Raw genomic sequence first — 16625 nt, 5'->3', positions numbered from 1 at the left:
CTTCCGCAGGAGACGACACCAGGGAGGCGACATGCGAGCCGGTGGTACAGCGGTGACGGCGGTGGCGGTGGCGGTGCTCGCGGCGGGCTGCGCCGCGCACGGGACCATCGACTCCGCGGCGGGTCCGCCCAGTTCGGCCACGCCGACCAGCAGCGGCACCTGCCAGCAGTCGCCGACCGTCACGGCCACCGACAACGGCCGCACCCTGTGCGTCACGGCGGGTGGCACGGTGCTGGTGTCGCTCAAGGCGGTCGGCGACAGCATGTGGAACGGCGTTGAGGTGGACAACGACGCACTGGTCCGCGACCCGCACCCGAAGATCCGGGTGCCGCAGGGCGAGACCGACGCCTCGTTCGTGGCCAAGCACGCTGGCACCGTGAAACTGAGTGCGGCTCGCCCGCTGTGCCCTTCCTCCAGCAACGGCCCGATGCGCTGTGCCGCGCTGGAGGAGTTCACCGTGACGGTCGAGGTGCGCTGAGCGTTCAGCCGAGTCCGACGTGCAGCGCGGCGAGCCCGCGCAGCACCAGGTTCTCCCGGTACGTCGGGTGCTCGTCGAGTAGCCGCATCTCCGGGAAGGCCCGCACCAGACCGGCCAGTGCCAGCTGGCCCTCCAGCCTGGCCAGCGGTGCGCCCAGGCAGAAGTGGATGCCCTGGCCGAACGCCAGCTGCCTGCCCGCGGGGCGCAGCAGGTCCAGCCGGTCCGGATCCTCGAACACCTCGGGATCGCGGTTGGCCGCGCCGATCAGCGCCATCACCAGGTCGTTGCGCTTGATCAGCTGGCAGCCGAGCCGCACCTCGGACTTGGCCACCCGCATGGTCAACTGCACGGGCGGGTCGTAGCGCAGCAGTTCCTCGACGGCCTCGGGCGCGCGGTCCGGGTTGGCCCGCAGCACCTCGAACTGGTCGGGGTTGCGCAGCAGGGCGAGCGTGCCGTTGGCGATCAGGTTGACCGTGGTCTCGTGCCCGGCCACCAGCAGCAGGGTCAGCGTGTCCAGCAGCTCCTGCTCGGTCAGCACCACCCCGTCCTGCTCGGCGGCGACCAGCCCGCTGAGCAGGTCCTCGGCGGGCTCGGCCCGGCGCAGTTCGATCAGACCTCGGAAGTAGTCGTCGAACTCGGCCTTGGCCTCGTTGCGCCAGGCCAGCTGCTGCGGGGTGAGCAGGAACTCGGGGTCCAGACCGCGGGCCAGGGCGTTGGACCAGTCGGTGAACCGGTCCTGGTCCGCGGCGGGCACCCCGAGCATCTCGCTGATCACCTTGACCGGCAGCGGGTGCGCGAACTCGCTGATCAGGTCGACCTCGGTACGGCCGCGCAGGCCCGCGAGCAGCTCGTCCACCAGCTCCTGCACCCGTGGCCGCAGGGAGCGCACCACCTTGGCCGTGAACGCCTTGCTGACCAGTCCGCGCAGCCGGGTGTGGTCGGGCGGGTCCATGGTCAGGAAGGACAGGTCGCCGACCGCGCCGTTCATGCCCACGTGCTGGCCGGAGTCGTCGTAGTGTCCGAAGTTGTTGTCCCGCAGCACTTCCATGCAGTCGGCGTGCCTGCTGAGCACCCAGACGGCGGACGGGCTGCGGTAGACCGGGCTGCTCTCGCGCAGCGGGCGGTAGTGGGCGTAGGGATCAGCCTGGAACGCCGGGTGGAACGGGTCGAACCCCAGCGGCGGGGCGTCCTCGACAGCGGTCATGACTCCACTGTGACCCGGACCACCTCACGGAGTCAACATCGTGTCGATTTTTTTCGTCACCATGTTGATAGGGGTAGTCTGTGCCGATGTCGACTCCGTTGCGCCGCAGGGGCCCGAGCAAGGGGGACCTCAAGCAGGAGGCGATCCTGGAGACCGCCGAGCGGCTGCTGGCGGTCAAGCCGCTGGCCGAGATCGGTATCGGTGAGCTGGCCGCGGGCGCGGGCATCTCCCGTTCCAGCTTCTACTTCTACTTCGAGTCCAAGCAGGCGCTGCTGTCCGCGCTGCTGGACAAGGCCGCCGACGCGCTGCTGGCCGATGTCGACACCTGGCTGGAGCCCAGCACCGGCGAGCCCGGGCACGAGATCTGCCAGAGCGTGGAGGTCGCCGTGCGCATGTGGCGCGAGCACGGGGCCGTGTTGCTCGCCGCGCAGAACCCCGACTCCCCGCCCGAGGCGAGGGAGTTCACGGCGGGGCTCACCGCGCGGCTGATCGAGGCCTCCGCCGCCGTGATCCGGCACAAGCGCGAGGAGGGCCAGGCCCCCGACGGCCCGCCCTCGGCCGAGGCGCTGGCCACCATGCTGATCGGCATGACCGAGCACTGCATCGCCCGGCACTTCACCTCGCCCAGTCTGGTCCGCGACGACCGCGAGCTGATCGACACCCTGACCGCCGTCTGGACCCGCTCCATCTTCGCCGCCGACCTGCCCCGCTGAGGCCCAAGACGCCGCGAAGGTGGCTTTCACTGCGCTGGGCGCAGCGAAGGGTCCTTTCGCTGCGGGCTCCACCAGCCGGACGGATCGCCGCGAAAGTGCCCTTCGCGACGTTGGGGCACGGGCTCGCCGTCACGCTGGCCCGCGCACGCTCCGCGTCCTGAAGGTGCCCTTCGCGGCGTTGGGCGTCGCGAAGGGCACCTTCAGGACATGAGCCGCTGCTCAGGCGTTCGCGGTGTCCGTCTCGGCGGCAGCGGCAGCCGCGGCGGCGCGGGCCTGCACGCGCTTGGCGTACATGCCGCTCCACAGGGACAGCGCGACCATGGTGCCGATGAACAGCACGCTGGACACGGTCACGGCGACCGAGGTGTCGAGCAGGTAGACCAGCGGGATGCGGACCAGCGCCTCGGCGAGCAGGCCACCGCCCCAGACGCCGGTCATGATCCGGAACGTGCGGCGGAAACCGGGCAGGGTGGCCCACTTGTGCTCGAACTCGGCGACCTCCTCGGGCTTGCCGACCTTGCCGCGCAGCGCCGCGTGGTAGATCAGCGGGCGCCCGAGGAACAGGCTGCCGAGGAAGGCCAGGCCCACGATGCCGGTGCCGAAGGACTCCTTGATCAGCAGGAACCGGGCGTCACCCGACAGGAAGGACATGGCGAACCCGAACAGGAAGACACCAAGCATGAACCCGGCGAACACGTCGAGCTTGCGGGCCTTGAGCGCGACGTAGAGCAGGCGCAGCAGGGCGGCGGCGGAACCGGCGAGCAGGGCCAGGTAGTCGCTGGCGCCCAGCCAGTGGGCCACGAAGTAGGCGCCCAGCGAGAGGCCGACGTCCCAGACCAGCGACAGCAGGATGGCGAGCGGACCAGGTGCCTTGTTCATCGGTTCTCCCCCTCGTCGGCGATCCACGTGCCGTGGAAGCCAGCCGGAACCCTACGCGGCAGGTGCACCGTGGCGACAGGTCCGGCGGCCAGGTCGGTGGCGTCGTGTACCAGCAGCCGGGAGGGCACCTCGGGGTCGTCGTGGGTGGTGATGGACAGCAGCCAGCCGTCGTCCTCGTTGCGGGCCTGCTCGGCGGGGACGAACACGGCCTCGCCCGCGTGCCAGCCCGCGCCCAGTGAGTGCGCCTGGGTGGCGCCGCTGGCGGTGTCGTACTTGACGAGGTCCGCGTGGCTGACGGCGTACAGGAACTGGTTCTGCTTGCCGGTGCGCAGGTCGTTGAGGGTGGGGAACTCCACCGAGCGGTCGTCGAGCTGCTGCTCGGACACCTGCCCGGTCGCCGGGTCCAGGGTCCACCGGTGGAGCTTGCTGGTGCCGGTGGACGCGGCGTGCTCGGCCGGGTCCTCCTTGCCCCCGATGCTGGGCCACAGCGTCATCCACGCCGCCCGGTCGTAGCGCACGGCGTCGACCACGACCCGGCCCTGGGCGTCCTCGCACGCGTTGCCCACGTGGAACACGTAGCAGGGCTCGACCTCGAACCACCGCACCGGCCCGCCCGTCTTGGGCATCACGCCGATGCGGGCGCCGTAGCCCTCGCTCCACCGGTACGGCAGGGTCTTGCCGACCAGTTCCCGGTCGAACACCGCGGGCAGGTCCAGCCAGACCACGTTGTGCTCGGTGATCGCGAAGTCGTGCATCATCGTCGGCCCGGGCACCTGAACCTCGTGGCTGGCGACCAGGGTGCCGTCCGCGGCGAGCCGGTGGTAGGTCAGGAACGGCGGGATCGCGCTGTAGCCGAAGAAGTGCAGTTCCCCGGTGTCGGGGTCCTCCTTCGGGTGGGCGGTCATCGCGGTGGTCAGCCGCCCGTCGAAGTCGTGGCTGCCGATCGTGTTCAGCTCGCGGTCGATCTCCACCGGGAAGCTGCTCTCGACCAGTGCGAACACCCGCCCCGCGTGCTCGCGCACCGAGGTGTTGGCCACGCCCCCGCTGAAGTCGATCGAGCCGTCCTCGCGGAAGCGCTCCACCTTGTTCGTGCGCACCCACCGGTTGCGGTACCACTCCGCGCGGCCCTCGCGCAGCCGCACCCCGTGCAGCATGCCGCTGCCGCTGAACCAGTGCCGCACCGGCTCACCGGGCTTGGGGTTGGGGCCGTTGCGGAAGTAGCGGCCGGTCAGCTCGGTGGGCAGCGTGCCCGTCACGGCCAGGTCGACCGTGCTGATCTCGTCCGGTACCGGCGCCAGGTGGCCGGGCAACTGGTGGTCCATGGTGTCGTCCCTCCCTCGGTGACATGACGAGGCTGACATGTCGGCGCGTACATGTCAACGGCAACATGTCAGCTTTGTCATGTACGCTCGGTACAGGAGGTCACCATGTCACTGCGCCACGCCCTGCTCGGACTGCTCGCCGACACCCCGCAGACCGGTTACGACCTGGCCAAACGTTTCGAGCAGTCGCTCTCGGCGCACGCGTGGCACGCCAGCCACAGCCACATCTACCCGGAGCTCAAGCGGATGACCGCGGACGGTCTGGTGGAGGTGGTCGAGGAGGGCGCGCGCGGCAGCCGCACCTACGGGATCACCGGGCCGGGGCGCGCCGAACTGCGCCAGTGGATGTTCAGCCCGATGGGCGAGACGCCCGCCCGCAACGAGTTCGTGCTGCGGCTGTTCATGCTGTCCTCCCTGGACATCGAGGACACCCGGGAACTGGTCAGCCGGATGGCGGAGGCCAGCGGCGGGGTCGCCGCCGAGCTGACCGAGTCCATCGAGCACATCGACCAGCAGGCCGAACCCGGTGTGCGGCCTGGGTTCGCGCGCTTCGCCGCCGAGTTCGGCCTGCGTTGGTACGAGTTGCAGCGGGACTGGGCGCGCTGGGTGCTCGCCGAACTGGAGAAGTACCCGGCGGGTAGCGCACCGTCAACGAATGGCTGAATCCGGTGATGTAGTCAGGTTTCCTGCCATCGGGCCGTGGCGCCGCTGGCACGATGGGGGCGTTCGCACATCAGGCGGAGGACAAGATGCCCGAGGCAAGCGACTACGCCCAGGGGACCCCGTGCTGGGTCGACCTGTCGACACCTGACATCGAGGCGTCCAAGGAGTTCTACGCCGCGCTGTTCGGCTGGCAGTACGAGGTGGGCCCGCCGGAGACGCACGGCTACACCCAGGCCCTCCTGCGCGGCAAGACCGTGGCCGGGCTGATGCAGCCCCCGCCCGGCCAGGACGAGATGCCGCCTTCCTGGACCACCTACCTGGCCGCCGAGGACGCGGAGGCCGCGCTCAAGTCGGTGGTGGACAACGGGGGTCAGCCCTTCACCGGGGTGATCGACGTGCGGGGCCAGGGCAAGATGTGGATCGCGGCCGATCCCACCGGCGCGGTCTTCGGCGCCTGGCAGTCCGGGGTGCACCGCGGCTCGCAGCTGGTGAACGAGCCAGGCACGGTCATCTGGAACGAACTGTCCACTGGGGACGGTCCGGCCGCGCGCGACTTCTACGCCAAGGTGTTCGGCCTGGAGATCGGTGCCCCGATGGGCGGCATGGACTACACCACGCTCGAGGTGGCCGGTCGCCCGGTGGGCGGCATCGGCCAGTTCCCGGACACGATCCCGGCCTGGGCGGTGTACTTCGCCGTGGCCGACACCGATGCCGTGGCCGATCTGGCCGACGAGCACGGGGCCACGGTGGTCAACTCGCCCAAGGACACCACGTACGGCCGGATGGCCACGATCCAGGACCCGATGGGCGCGCTGTTCTCGCTGATGTCGGTGGCCGAGCAGTGATCGCGGGCCGTGGGCGGTGATCGGTCCGGTCACCGCCCACGGCCTCGCTCAGCCTGCCGATGAGGTGCTGGTGGTCGTGGTGGTGCTGGAGCTGCCGCCTCCGCCGAGCAACCCGTTGAGCAGCCCTTTGACGGTGTCCAGCAAGGAGTTCACCAGTCCGGTCACCGAGTCCAGGATGCCGCCGCGCGGTGCGGGCACGGTCAGTTGTGCGCGCAGTTCGGCGTTCTGCCGCTCGGCGGTGCTCAGGTAGTTGGCGGTCTCCGGGCGCAGCGCGCCCCGATCCAGTTCGGTGTGCACGGCGGCCAGCGCGGGCACCAGTTGGTCGGCGGCCTTGCGCACTCCCGCGAGGTCGTGCAGCTGCACGGCTGTGGCCAGGGCGTCCCGTGCCTGACGCACGTCCTGGGCGGTACCCGAGGGAGCCGAGGAGTACTCGGATTGTGCCGAGGCCAGGCTCAGCCCGGCGACGGAGAGCACGGCGGCGACGGCGAGTGCGGCGATGATCCCGATGGCGGTCTTGTTCATGGGTGACCTCTGGAGTTGGGTCGGAACATGACCCGGTCCATGGTTGACCCGCGCAGCGGTTCCCGCAGATCACATCACTCGATCGGGGAACTCCGCGCCGAGCAGGTCCAGCAGCGGCGCGGCCTTCACCGCCGTCTCCTCGTACTCCGCCTCGGCGTCGGACAGCGCGACCACGGCCCCACCCACCCCGTAGTCGACCAGACCGGGGGTGATCACCGCGGTGCGGATCACGATGCTCAGGTCGGCGGCCCCGGTCAGCGAGAAGTAGCCGATCGCCCCGGAGTAGACCCCGCGCGCCGCGCCCTCCAGCTGGTCGATCAACCGCATCGTGCGGATCTTCGGCGCCCCGGTCATCGACCCGCCGGGGAACGCGGCCCGCACGCAGTCCACCGCGCTGGCGTCGGCTCGCAGCTGCGCGCGCACCGTGGCCACCAGCTGGTGCACGGTCGGGTAGCTCTCCACCTGGAACAGGCCGGGCACGTGTACCGAGCCGATCTCGGCGCAGCGGGCCAGATCGTTGCGCACCAGGTCGACGATCATCAGGCTCTCCGAGCGGTCCTTCTCGCTCGTGCGCAACTGTTCGCGCAGCAACTCGTCCTGCTCGGGCGTGTCGCCACGGGGCCGGGTTCCCTTGATGGGCTTGGACTCCACGGCGCCGTGCCGGTCCACGCGCAGGAACCGCTCCGGCGAGGTGCTCAGCACGGACAGCTCGTCCAGTTGCAGCAGAGCGCCAAACGGGGTGGAGTTGTTGCGGCGCAGGAACTGGTACGCCTGCCAGGGGTCCAGGTCCCCACGGGCGCGCAGGGCGTTGGTCAGGTTGACCTCGTAGGTCTCGCCAGCGGCGATGGCGTCCTGGCAGGCCGCGATCGACTCCAGGTAGCGGTTCCTGCCGTGCCGCAGGTGCACGCGGCTGGGTCCCTGCGGGCGTCCATGGTAGATCGGGTCCACATCGGACAGTCCGATCAACGCCGTCTCGGCCTCGTCCAGCCAGGTCTGGTCCAGCGCGAGCAGGTACGTCCTGTGCTCCAAGTGGTCGAACACCAGTGCGCGCTCAGCGAAGGCCAGCACCGCGTCCGGGTACGGCGAGGTGTGCGCGCGCTCCCCGCCGCACTCCGCCTTGAGCTCGTAGCCGAGGTAGCCGACCCAGCCCAGCGCGAACTCGAAGGGCAGTTCGGGCACGTCCACCTCGACCTGGCGCAGTTCGCCGTCCAGCCAGTCGAAGAAGCCGCCCGGCACGTCCTGCGCGCGCACCGCCGACCGGGCGTCACCCATGATCGAGAACCGGTCGCGGTCCCCGCTGTCCAGCCAGAAGGCGTACCTGCTGGGCCGGAACAGCCGGTCGAAGGCCACCTCCTCGTGCCAGTCGGTGGCCAGCTCGCGGACGTGCACCCGGCAGCGCCTACTACGACTGGGCTTGCCACCACTGGGATTCGCACCGCTGGTGCTGATCACCGGGCGCCGCGCCCCGTGCGGCCTCAGCTCCGCGAAGTTGCGCAGCAGTGCGTGCCCGTGCTCGGTGCGGATCGACTCCGGGTGGAACTGCACTCCCCACAGTGGACGGTCGCGGTGCCGCAGGCCCATCAGCACTCCGTCCGGGGTCCACGCGGTGGGCTCGATCTGCTCCGGCAGGTCCGTGACGGCCAGCGAGTGGTAGCGCACCGCCTCGAACGGGGAGGGCAGACCGGCGAACAGGCCCTCGCCCTCGTGCAGCACGGGGGAGGTGCGGCCGTGCCGTGGCTGCGGTGCACGGGCCACCTTGGCGCCGAAGGCGTGCGCGATGGCCTGGTGGCCCAGGCAGACCCCGAGCAGCGGCAGCTCGCAGCGATCGAGGAGCTCCAGGCAGCGGCCCAGGTCGGTGTCCTGCTCGGGCGTGCCGGGGCCGGGGGACAGGACCACGTTGTCGAACTCGGTCAACAGCGCGGGACTGAGCAGCGGGTCGTCGTTGCGCAGCACCACGGGGGCGCACCCGGTGACCTCGGCCAGGTAGTGGGCGAGGTTGTGGGTGAACGAGTCGTAGTTGTCCACGAGCAACGTGCGCACGGGGGACGGTAACCCGCTACCAGCCGGTACTCCACGTCGGTGCGCCCAATCTCACGGACCAGGCTTGACCTGGAGCGCGCACCAGGAGCAACACTGCGGTGTCATGACTCAGACGAAGGTGACCAGGTTCGGCCTGCAGATCCCCAGCTTCAGTTACCAGGTGCCGACCGAGCAGTTGTTCGAGCGGATCGTGCTCAGCGCGGTGGCCGCCGAGGAATCCGGATTCGACTCGCTCTGGGTGATGGACCACTTCTACCAGATCCAGGTCCCCGCGGGCGGGCGCAGGGAAGAACCGATGCTGGAGGCGTATTCCCTGCTGTCCGGGCTGGCCGCGCGCACCAGCCGGGTGCGTTTGGGGGCGATGGTCACCGGGGTGACCTACCGCAATCCCGCGCTGCTGGCGAAAACGCTGACCACCCTGGACGTGATCTCCTCGGGACGGGCCGTGCTGGGCATCGGCGCGGCGTGGAACAGCGAGGAGCACGAGGGCTACGGCTTCGACTTCCCGCCGGTCGGCGAGCGGTTCGACCGGCTGGAGGAGGCGCTGCGGATCATCCGCGCGATGCTGCGCGAGCCCGCGCCCAGCTTCCAGGGCGAGCACTACCGGATCAGCGGTGCGCTCAACGAGCCGCGCCCGGTGACCCCCGGCGGCCCGCCGGTGCTGGTCGGCGGCGGTGGCGAGCGCAGGACGTTGCGGCTGGTCGCGAAGTACGCCGACGCGTGCAACCTGTTCGGCGACATCCCCACCGTGCGGCACAAGCTGGCGGTGCTGGACCGGCACTGCGAGGCCGAGGGCAGGGACCCGGCCGAGATCACCAGGACCAGGCTGGGCACACTGATCATCGCGCCCACCGCCGGTGAGGCCGAGCACAGGCTGGTGCAGCTGGCCGCCAGGCACGGCATGGACCCGGAGGAACTGCGCACGGCCACCGTGGTCGGCGACCCGGACCAGGTCGTGGAGCAGGTGGCCGCCTACCTGGACGCGGGACTGGACGGGCTGGTGTTCAACCTGCCCCAGGCCAGCGGAACGGATACGATTCGCCTTGCGGGTGACACGCTCACCCACGCTTTCGGATGACATTTCCGCAATTGTGGCGACGGTCGGTCATGCAATTCCCTCGCGCGGGTGAGCAAATCTCCTGAATCGGGTTCGGGTATAAAAGCCTGAGCCCGGAAAGGGGGTTACGCGACAGTGCTCACTGGACCGGCCGCCGCCGTCGGAAGCTTCTACGCCACCGCACTGGACTCGTTCCGGCTCGCCTTTCGCGGGCCCTTCCCGGCTCGTGAGTTCGTGCGCCAGGCCTGGTTCGTGGCCAGCGTCTCGATCCTGCCCACCCTGCTGATGGCCGTGCCGTTCTGCGTGATCACCGTGTTCCAGCTCAACCAGTTGCTGATCGAGCTCGGCGGGGCCGACCTGGCCGGGGCCGGGGCGGGGCTGGGGGTGGTGCGCGAGATCGGCCCGCTGGTCAGCGCCCTGGTGGTCGCCGGGGCCGGGGCCACCGCGATCTGCGCCGACCTGGGCGCCCGCAAGATCCGCGAGGAGATCGACGCGGTGCGCGTGCTCGGCCTGGACCCGGTGCACCGGCTCGTGGTGCCCCGGGTGGCCGCCTCCACCGCGGTCGCCCTGTGCCTCAACGGGTTGGTGACCCTGACCGGGCTGGCCGCGGGCTTCGCCTTCTCGGTGTTCGCCCAGCACGCCAGCCCCGGCCTGTTCGCCGCCAACCTGACCCTGCTCACCGGTCTGCCCGACTTCCTGGTCAGCGAGTTCAAGGCCGCGGTGTTCGGGCTGTTGGCCGGGCTGGTCGCCTGCCACCTCGGGCTGCGCGCGCACGGCGGCCCCAAGGGTGTCGGCGAGGCCGTGAACCAGACCGTGGTGATCGCGTTCATGCTGCTGTTCCTGGCCAACAGCCTGATCACGGCGGCGTTCCTGCCGCTGCGTGGATGAGGGGCCCTCGGTGCTGACCGAACTGGGCAGGCAGCTGGCCTTCCACGCGAGGGCCTTCGGCTGGACCCCACGCGCGGTCCGCCGCTACTGGCGCGAGGTGCTGCGGCTGCTCGCCGAGGTCGGGCTGGGCAGCGGCGGGCTGGCCGCGATCGGCGGCACCGTGGTGGTCGTCGCGTTCATGACCTCGGCGGTGGGCGTGGAGATCGGCCTGCAGGGCTACACCGCGCTGTCCCGGATCGGGGCCGAAGCGCTGGCCGGGTTCCTGTCCTCCTACGCCAACACCCGCGAGGCCGCCCCGCTGATCGCGGGCATCGCGCTGACCGCCACCGTCGGCGCGGGCTTCACCGCGCAGCTCGGTGCCATGCGCGTGGCCGAGGAGGTCGACGCGCTGGAGGTCATGGCGGTGCCCTCGGTGCCGTACCTGGTGACCACGCGGATCGTGGCCGGGCTGCTCGCGGTCGTGCCGCTGTTCTGCGTCGCACTGATCGCGAGCTACACCGCCACCAAGCTGGTGATCGTGCTCGTGCAGGGCCAGTCGGTCGGCACCTACGAGCACTACTTCGGCACGTTCCTGCACCCGGCGGACCTGGGCTGGGCCTTCGCCAAGGCCCTGCTGATGTCGCTCGTGGTCGTGTCGGTGCACTGCTACCACGGGTTCTTCGCCCGGGGCGGGCCCGCCGGTGTGGGCCTGGCGGTCGGCCGCGCGGTGCGCACCTCGCTGGTGGCCGTGCTGCTGGTCGACCTCGCGGTGGACCTGAGCGTCTTCAGTGGACCGTCCACAGTGCACATCTCGGGGTGAGGCGTGCGCCACCGCCTGCTCGGGATCGCCTTCGTCGTGGCACTGGCCGTCACGGCGACCTTGGTGGTGGCGCAGTTCAACCGGGAACTGGACAGGGTAGTGCCGATCACCGTGCTTGCCGACCGATCCGGTCTGCTGCTGGACGCAGGCGCCCCGGTTAAGGTACTCGGCGTGGACGTGGGCTCGGTCCGCTCGGTGCAGGCTACGCCAGCCGGAGCAACTATCCACATAGGACTGTTCGAGGACCTGGCCGCCCGGATCCCCGGCGATGCCCGCGCGAAGATCGTGCCGCCGACCGTGTTCGGTGCCAAGTACCTGGAGCTGGTCCGCCCGCGGCACCCCGCCCGGGGGCCGATCCGCGCGGACGCGGTGATCGCGGGCGCCGAGGTCACCGTGGAGATCAACACGACCTTCGAGCACACCCTGGACCTGCTGCGCGCGGTCGAGCCCGCCAAGCTCGACTCGGCGCTGACCGCGGTCGCGGGTGCCTTGCGCGGCAACGGGTCCAAGCTCGGTACGGTGCTCACCGACCTGGACGGCTACCTCGGTCGGCTCACGCCCAGCCTGCCGCAGCTGCACCAGGACCTGGACGAATCGTTGCCAGTGCTGCGCACGTACACCGACATCACCCCCGACCTGCTGCGCATCGGCGGCAACCTCGGCGCCACCAGCGACACGCTCGTGGCCAAGCGGGCCCAGTTCGCCGCGTTCCTGGTGTCGCTGACCGAGTTCGGCGACCACACCGCCAAATTCCTTGGTTCTGTAGAACGTCCGTTCGTCAGTGCGTTGGATGTGCTGTCGCCGACCACGCGGCTGTTCGCCCGCTACTCCGCCATGTTCTCGTGCCTGTTCCAGGGACTGGACGTCAACCGCGCGCTACTGGAGAAGGCCGTCGACGACCGGGGCGTCAACGTGGTGCTCGCACCGAGCTTCGGCGCTGAGCCGTACCACTACCCCGACGACCTGCCCGTGGTGCGCGGCGGCACCGGCCCCGACTGCCACGGCCTGCCAGACAACCCCGTTGGCGGTCCGGAGATGTCGCGCCCCGCCGGTCCGCGCCCGCCGCTGGCCGAGATCCTGTTCGGCAAGGCGGTGCCGAGGTGAACACGGGCCTGAAGCTGGTCGCGTTCCTGTCCGTCACGGCACTGGCCACGGCGCTGGTCGGCGCCCTGCTCTCCGGCGCGGCCGTCACCGGGCCGGTCACCGGCTACCGGGCGGTGCTGTCCGACGCGGGCAACCTCGGGCCGGGCGACCGGGTGCGGGTCGCGGGCATCGACGTGGGCTCGGTGCAGGACCTGGCCGCGCGACCGGACAACTCGGTGCTGGTGGAGTTTACCGCGCTCAGTTCCTTCCCGCTGATGGTCGGCACCAGGGCGGCGGTCCGCTACAAGAACCTGGTCGGCGACAGGTACCTGGAGCTCGCACAGGGGGTCGGTCCCGACGAGCGGCTGCCTGCGGGCGGCACGATCCCGCTCGCGCAGACCACGCCCGCGGTGGACCTGGACACACTGTTCGACGGGTTCAAGCCGCTGCTCGCCGCGTTGTCCCCGGACCAGCTCAACGCCGTGTCCGGGGAACTGGTCGCTGTGCTGCAAGGACAGGGCGGCACCGTAGAGGCCCTGCTGGGCTCGATCGCCTCGGTCACCGCCACGCTGGCCGACCGCGACCAGGTGATCGGCCGGGTGATCGACAACCTGAACTCGGTGCTGGGCACGGTGCACCAGCGGGACGGGGAGCTGTCCCAGCTGATCGTCGACCTGCAACGGCTGGTCGGCGGCCTGGACGCCCAGCGGGACCAGATCGGCGCCGCGCTGTCCCACGTGGACGAGGCCAGTGCGCGGACCGCCGAGCTGCTGGCGCAGACCCGTCCCGCGCTGCGCGCCGACATCGACCAGCTGGGCAGGCTGGCCACCGGGCTCAACGCCAACCGGGACACGCTCAACTCGGTGCTGGCCCAGCTGCCCGAGGCCTACCGCGACCTGGCCAGGACAGGCGCCTGGGGCAGCTTCTTCAACGTGTACCTGTGCGGGTTGCGGATCAAGCTGGGCGACTCGCTCTACACGCCGATGATCAGCAGCGGGGTGCCCCGCTGCCAGCCGACGAGGTGAGGCGCGGGTGGTGAAGGCCTTCGGCGAGCGCGATCCGGTGCGGCTCGGAGTTGTCGGCACGATCGTGCTGATTGTTGTGCTGGCTCTGGCCCTGAGCGGAGTCGCCTGGCGCGGCGGCAGGCAGTACACGGCCCAGTTCGGCGAGGTCGGCGGCCTGCGGGCCGGTGACCCGGTGGTGGTCTCGGGCAGCAGGGTCGGCCGCGTGGACGAGCTGGTCCTGCGAGGAGACCACGTGGACGTCACGTTCTCGGTCACCGACGCGAGGGTCCGGCTCGGCGAGCAGACCGGCGCCGCGATCAAGGCCGTCACCGCGCTGGGGCGCAAGGAGTTGGCGCTGCGCCCGTCCGGTCCCGGCGAGCTGTCGGCGCCGATCCCGACCGCACGAACGATCGTGCCGTACGACCTCACTGAGGCCTTGTCCGATCTCACCAGCACCACGTCGAAGATCGACACCGGGCAGCTCGCCACCGCGCTGGACACCCTGGCCACGACCTTCCAGCACACCCCGGCTCCGTTGCGTGCCGCAATGGCTGGCCTGAGCCGCCTGTCCAGCACGATCAGCTCGCGGGACGGCTCGCTGCGTGAGCTGCTCACGCACGCCAACGGGGTCAGTTCCGTGCTGGCCCAGCGCAACGGCGAACTGGTCAAGGTGTTCGGCCAGGGCGCTACCCTGCTCGCCGAGCTGAACCGGCGCTCCGCCACGATCCGCTCCCTGCTGGCCGACTCGGTGGCCGTGTCGAACCAGGTGGTCGGGCTGGTGCAGGACAACAAGGCACAACTAGAGCCCTCGCTGCGCCAGCTGGACGACTTGCTCAAGTTGTTGCAGGACAACAGGGACCACGTCGACCAGATCCTCAAGCAGGCCGGGCCGGTGATCCGCGAGTTGGGCGAGTCGGTGGGCTCCGGCCCGTTCACCGACACCTACGTGCACAACATCATCCCGACCAACCTCGTGCCGCTGCTGCCCGAACTGCTGTCCCGGGGGAGCAGATGACCTTGTACCGGTTCACCGTGCTGGGCGTCGTGCTGTCCCTGCTGACGTCCACCGCCTACCTGGTGCTGCGCCCCCAACCAGCCAACACCGCCGCGCTGCACTTCGAACGAGCGGTCAACCTGCACCCCGGCGACGACGTACGCGTGCTCGGCGTGCGGATCGGCCAGGTCACCTCCGTGCGGCCGGAGGGCAGGCAGGTGCGGGTGGACGTCAGCTACGACGCACGGCAGCGCATCCCCGCGCAGGCCAAGGCGGTGATCGTGGCGCCGAGCCTGATCAGCGGGCGGTTCGTGCAGTTCGCCCCGGCCTACACCGGAGGACCGGCGCTGGCCGACGGCGCGGAGGTGCCCACCGCACGAACGGTCGTGCCAATCGAGTGGGACCAGGTGGAGCGCGAGCTGACCGGGCTGGCCCAGGCGCTCGGCCCGACCGGGGCCAACCAGGACGGGGCCCTGTCGCACGCGGTGGACACGGCAGCGGCGAACCTGTCCGGGCAGGGCGGCACCCTGCGCAAGACGATCACCGACCTGTCCGCCGCGGCGGCCACCCTGTCGGCCGGTGGCAAGGACTTGTTCGGCACCGTGCGCAACCTGAACTCCTTCGTCGGCGCCCTGAACGCCAGCAACCAGCAGGTGCGGTCCTTCGCCACGCAGGTGGCGGCCATCAGCAGGCTGCTGGACGAGAACAAGGCGCAGATCGCCGCCGCGATCAAGGCCGTGGACACCGCGATGGCCGCGATCACGCAGTTCCTGCACGACAACCACGACAGAATTAGCACGACCGTTCGTTCACTGGGCCAGGTGACCCAGGTGCTGGCCGAGGACCGCGAGCAGTTGGCGGCGATCCTGCACTCCGCGCCGACCGCGCTGGCCGACACGTACAACACCTACGACCCCGAGCTGAAGGCGTTCGCCGCCCGGCTGGCGCTCAACCAGACCCAGGACCTGGCGGGGTTCACCTGCACGCTGGTGTTCTCCCTCGGCGGCACGCCCGAGCAGTGCCGCTCCGCCCTGGACCCGTTGCTGCGCCTGCTGAACACGCCCACCGTCCCGGTCGCGGCCAACCCGCTGGCCAAGCCCGCGCAGGACCTCACCGGGCTGTTGCTGGGCGGTGCGCGGTGAGGCGGCCCGCGTTGCTGTGCGCCCTGCTGCTGCTCGGCGGCTGCGGACTGGGCGGCCCGCCGGAGACGACCGTGCTCGTGGAGTTCGGCGACGTGGCCAACCTGGTGGTCAACTCCGAGGTGAAGGTGGACGACGTCACGGTGGGCTCGGTGCGGCGCATCGAACTGGACGGCTGGCGCGCCAGGCTCACCCTCGGCCTGAGCACCGTGGCCGGTCTGCCGCGCAACGCCACCGCGAAGATCGGCCAGAAGAGCCTGCTCGGCGCCGAGTACGTGGAACTGGCCGCGCCCAGGGACGAGCCGCTGACCGGCACCCTGCGCGACGGGGACCTGATCCCGCTGGCCCGCACCACGCGCTACCCCGAGACCGAGGAACTGCTCGCCGGGCTCTCGCTGTGGCTCAACGGGGGCGGGCTCGGCAACATCAGGACGATCACCGCAGAGGTGGACAAGGCGTTGTCCGGGCGGGAGAAGAGCGCCAGGGACCTGCTCGACCAGGTGCGCCGCTTCGCCGATGGCCTGGACCAGCAGAAGGCGGCGATCGTGAAGGCCATCGAGGCCCTGGACGCCCTGAGCGCGCCGCTGGCCCAGCAGCGCGAGCAGCTCGGCGCGGCCCTGGACCACCTCACGCCCGGCGTGCGGGTGCTCGCCGAGCAGCGCGACCACCTCACCGACGCGCTCAACTCGCTCGCGAATCTGTCCACAGTGGCCACTCGGGTCGTCGGCGAGTCCAAACAGGACCTGGTCGACAATCTCACCGCGCTGCAACCGATCCTGACCAAGCTCGCCGACTCCGGGGACGCGCTGCCCCGCTCCCTCCAGGTGGCCGCCACCGTGCTCTACCCGTTGGACAAGCACAAGCAGGTGTTCCGCGGGGACTTCGCGAACCTGTTCGTGACCCTGGACCTGTCCCTGCCCACGCTGGGGCACAGCCTGCTCGGCGGGGCGTTGCAGGCGGTCAACCCGCTGCTGGCACCGATCGGAGGTCGGTGA

The 16625-nt window shown here is 70.5% G+C and carries 17 protein-coding genes; 12 read left to right on the top strand and 5 right to left on the bottom strand.

The window, feature by feature from the left end:
• The first annotated feature begins 31 nt into the window (after positions 1 to 31).
• Positions 32 to 478: a hypothetical protein gene (locus KALB_RS37980; RefSeq protein WP_148309813.1), complete on the top strand. Its 447-nt coding sequence runs from the start codon at positions 32 to 34 to the stop codon at positions 476 to 478.
• A gap of 4 nt (positions 479 to 482) precedes the next feature.
• Here the strand turns inward: KALB_RS37980 and KALB_RS37975 are convergent, their stop codons facing one another.
• A complete protein-coding gene (locus KALB_RS37975; protein WP_025360911.1) occupies positions 483 to 1682 on the bottom strand; it encodes a cytochrome P450 in 1200 nt (399 codons plus the stop codon).
• 86 nt (positions 1683 to 1768) lie between these two features.
• Between KALB_RS37975 and KALB_RS37970 the strand changes: the two genes are divergently transcribed.
• Entirely contained in the window at positions 1769 to 2395 is a 627-nt protein-coding gene (locus KALB_RS37970; protein WP_148309812.1) for a TetR/AcrR family transcriptional regulator, read from the top strand.
• Positions 2396 to 2614: 219 nt separating this feature from the next.
• On the opposite strand, the gene KALB_RS37965 is transcribed toward KALB_RS37970, so the two are convergent.
• Both KALB_RS37965 and KALB_RS37960 read right to left on the bottom strand, forming a co-directional pair.
• Entirely contained in the window at positions 2615 to 3274 is a 660-nt protein-coding gene (locus KALB_RS37965; protein WP_025360909.1) for a VC0807 family protein, read from the bottom strand.
• Positions 3271 to 4596: a carotenoid oxygenase family protein gene (locus KALB_RS37960; protein WP_025360908.1), complete on the bottom strand. Its 1326-nt coding sequence runs from the start codon at positions 4594 to 4596 to the stop codon at positions 3271 to 3273. Before KALB_RS37960 ends, KALB_RS37965 begins: the two co-directional genes overlap by 4 nt.
• A 105-nt stretch (positions 4597 to 4701) precedes the next feature.
• Here KALB_RS37960 and KALB_RS37955 point away from each other — a divergent pair, with 105 nt between their 5' ends.
• Positions 4702 to 5259, top strand: a complete 558-nt coding sequence (locus tag KALB_RS37955) for a PadR family transcriptional regulator (RefSeq protein WP_025360907.1) — start codon at positions 4702 to 4704, stop codon at positions 5257 to 5259.
• An 86-nt stretch (positions 5260 to 5345) separates the two neighbouring features.
• The gene (locus tag KALB_RS37950) at positions 5346 to 6104 is read left to right on the top strand and encodes a VOC family protein (RefSeq protein ID WP_025360906.1); all 759 of its coding nucleotides are present in this window, start codon (positions 5346 to 5348) and stop codon (positions 6102 to 6104) included.
• A 48-nt stretch (positions 6105 to 6152) separates the two neighbouring features.
• On the opposite strand, the gene KALB_RS37945 is transcribed toward KALB_RS37950, so the two are convergent.
• Positions 6153 to 6626, bottom strand: a complete 474-nt coding sequence (locus KALB_RS37945; RefSeq protein ID WP_025360905.1) for a hypothetical protein — start codon at positions 6624 to 6626, stop codon at positions 6153 to 6155.
• A 69-nt stretch (positions 6627 to 6695) separates the two neighbouring features.
• Positions 6696 to 8666 carry an aminodeoxychorismate synthase component I gene (pabB, locus tag KALB_RS37940; RefSeq protein WP_025360904.1) on the bottom strand — a complete coding sequence of 657 codons (1971 nt, stop codon included), beginning with the start codon at positions 8664 to 8666 and terminating at the stop codon, positions 6696 to 6698.
• Positions 8667 to 8769: 103 nt separating this feature from the next.
• On the opposite strand from pabB, the gene KALB_RS37935 reads away from it, so the two are divergent.
• From KALB_RS37935 to KALB_RS37900, 8 genes are all read left to right on the top strand, one after another.
• The gene (locus tag KALB_RS37935) at positions 8770 to 9744 is read left to right on the top strand and encodes an LLM class F420-dependent oxidoreductase (protein ID WP_051912845.1); all 975 of its coding nucleotides are present in this window, start codon (positions 8770 to 8772) and stop codon (positions 9742 to 9744) included.
• A gap of 114 nt (positions 9745 to 9858) precedes the next feature.
• Positions 9859 to 10611 carry an MlaE family ABC transporter permease gene (locus KALB_RS37930; RefSeq protein WP_035966547.1) on the top strand — a complete coding sequence of 251 codons (753 nt, stop codon included), beginning with the start codon at positions 9859 to 9861 and terminating at the stop codon, positions 10609 to 10611.
• Positions 10612 to 10621: 10 nt separating this feature from the next.
• The gene (locus KALB_RS37925) at positions 10622 to 11410 is read left to right on the top strand and encodes an MlaE family ABC transporter permease (RefSeq protein WP_025360902.1); all 789 of its coding nucleotides are present in this window, start codon (positions 10622 to 10624) and stop codon (positions 11408 to 11410) included.
• A gap of 3 nt (positions 11411 to 11413) precedes the next feature.
• On the top strand, positions 11414 to 12514 hold the full coding sequence (locus tag KALB_RS37920) for an MCE family protein (protein ID WP_025360901.1): 1101 nt from the start codon (positions 11414 to 11416) through the stop codon (positions 12512 to 12514).
• A complete protein-coding gene (locus tag KALB_RS37915; protein ID WP_025360900.1) occupies positions 12511 to 13518 on the top strand; it encodes an MCE family protein in 1008 nt (335 codons plus the stop codon). The genes KALB_RS37920 and KALB_RS37915 overlap by 4 nt, the downstream gene beginning before the upstream one ends.
• 7 nt (positions 13519 to 13525) lie before the next feature.
• Positions 13526 to 14512 (top strand): MCE family protein, encoded by a 987-nt coding sequence (locus KALB_RS37910; RefSeq protein ID WP_051912844.1) that lies wholly within the window; start codon positions 13526 to 13528, stop codon positions 14510 to 14512.
• On the top strand, positions 14509 to 15633 hold the full coding sequence (locus tag KALB_RS37905; RefSeq protein ID WP_025360898.1) for an MCE family protein: 1125 nt from the start codon (positions 14509 to 14511) through the stop codon (positions 15631 to 15633). The genes KALB_RS37910 and KALB_RS37905 overlap by 4 nt, the downstream gene beginning before the upstream one ends.
• Positions 15630 to 16625 (top strand): MCE family protein, encoded by a 996-nt coding sequence (locus KALB_RS37900; RefSeq protein ID WP_025360897.1) that lies wholly within the window; start codon positions 15630 to 15632, stop codon positions 16623 to 16625. The genes KALB_RS37905 and KALB_RS37900 overlap by 4 nt, the downstream gene beginning before the upstream one ends.

This window comes from Kutzneria viridogrisea DSM 43870, from assembly GCF_000525635.1.
Taxonomy (GTDB): domain Bacteria; phylum Actinomycetota; class Actinomycetes; order Mycobacteriales; family Pseudonocardiaceae; genus Kutzneria; species Kutzneria viridogrisea.
Note: the sequence above shows the minus strand (reverse complement) of the source record. Positions and strands in the feature narration are given on the sequence as shown.

Coding starts and splice junctions, on each gene's coding strand:
- KALB_RS37945 (WP_025360905.1), bottom strand. CDS start 6,626: ATGAACAAGACCGCCATCGGGATCATCGCCGCACTCGCCGTCGCCGCC.
- KALB_RS37955 (WP_025360907.1), top strand. CDS start 4,702: ATGTCACTGCGCCACGCCCTGCTCGGACTGCTCGCCGACACCCCGCAG.
- KALB_RS37980 (WP_148309813.1), top strand. CDS start 32: ATGCGAGCCGGTGGTACAGCGGTGACGGCGGTGGCGGTGGCGGTGCTC.
- KALB_RS37965 (WP_025360909.1), bottom strand. CDS start 3,274: ATGAACAAGGCACCTGGTCCGCTCGCCATCCTGCTGTCGCTGGTCTGG.
- KALB_RS37970 (WP_148309812.1), top strand. CDS start 1,769: ATGTCGACTCCGTTGCGCCGCAGGGGCCCGAGCAAGGGGGACCTCAAG.
- KALB_RS37905 (WP_025360898.1), top strand. CDS start 14,509: ATGACCTTGTACCGGTTCACCGTGCTGGGCGTCGTGCTGTCCCTGCTG.
- KALB_RS37975 (WP_025360911.1), bottom strand. CDS start 1,682: ATGACCGCTGTCGAGGACGCCCCGCCGCTGGGGTTCGACCCGTTCCAC.
- KALB_RS37960 (WP_025360908.1), bottom strand. CDS start 4,596: ATGGACCACCAGTTGCCCGGCCACCTGGCGCCGGTACCGGACGAGATC.
- KALB_RS37935 (WP_051912845.1), top strand. CDS start 8,770: ATGACTCAGACGAAGGTGACCAGGTTCGGCCTGCAGATCCCCAGCTTC.
- KALB_RS37950 (WP_025360906.1), top strand. CDS start 5,346: ATGCCCGAGGCAAGCGACTACGCCCAGGGGACCCCGTGCTGGGTCGAC.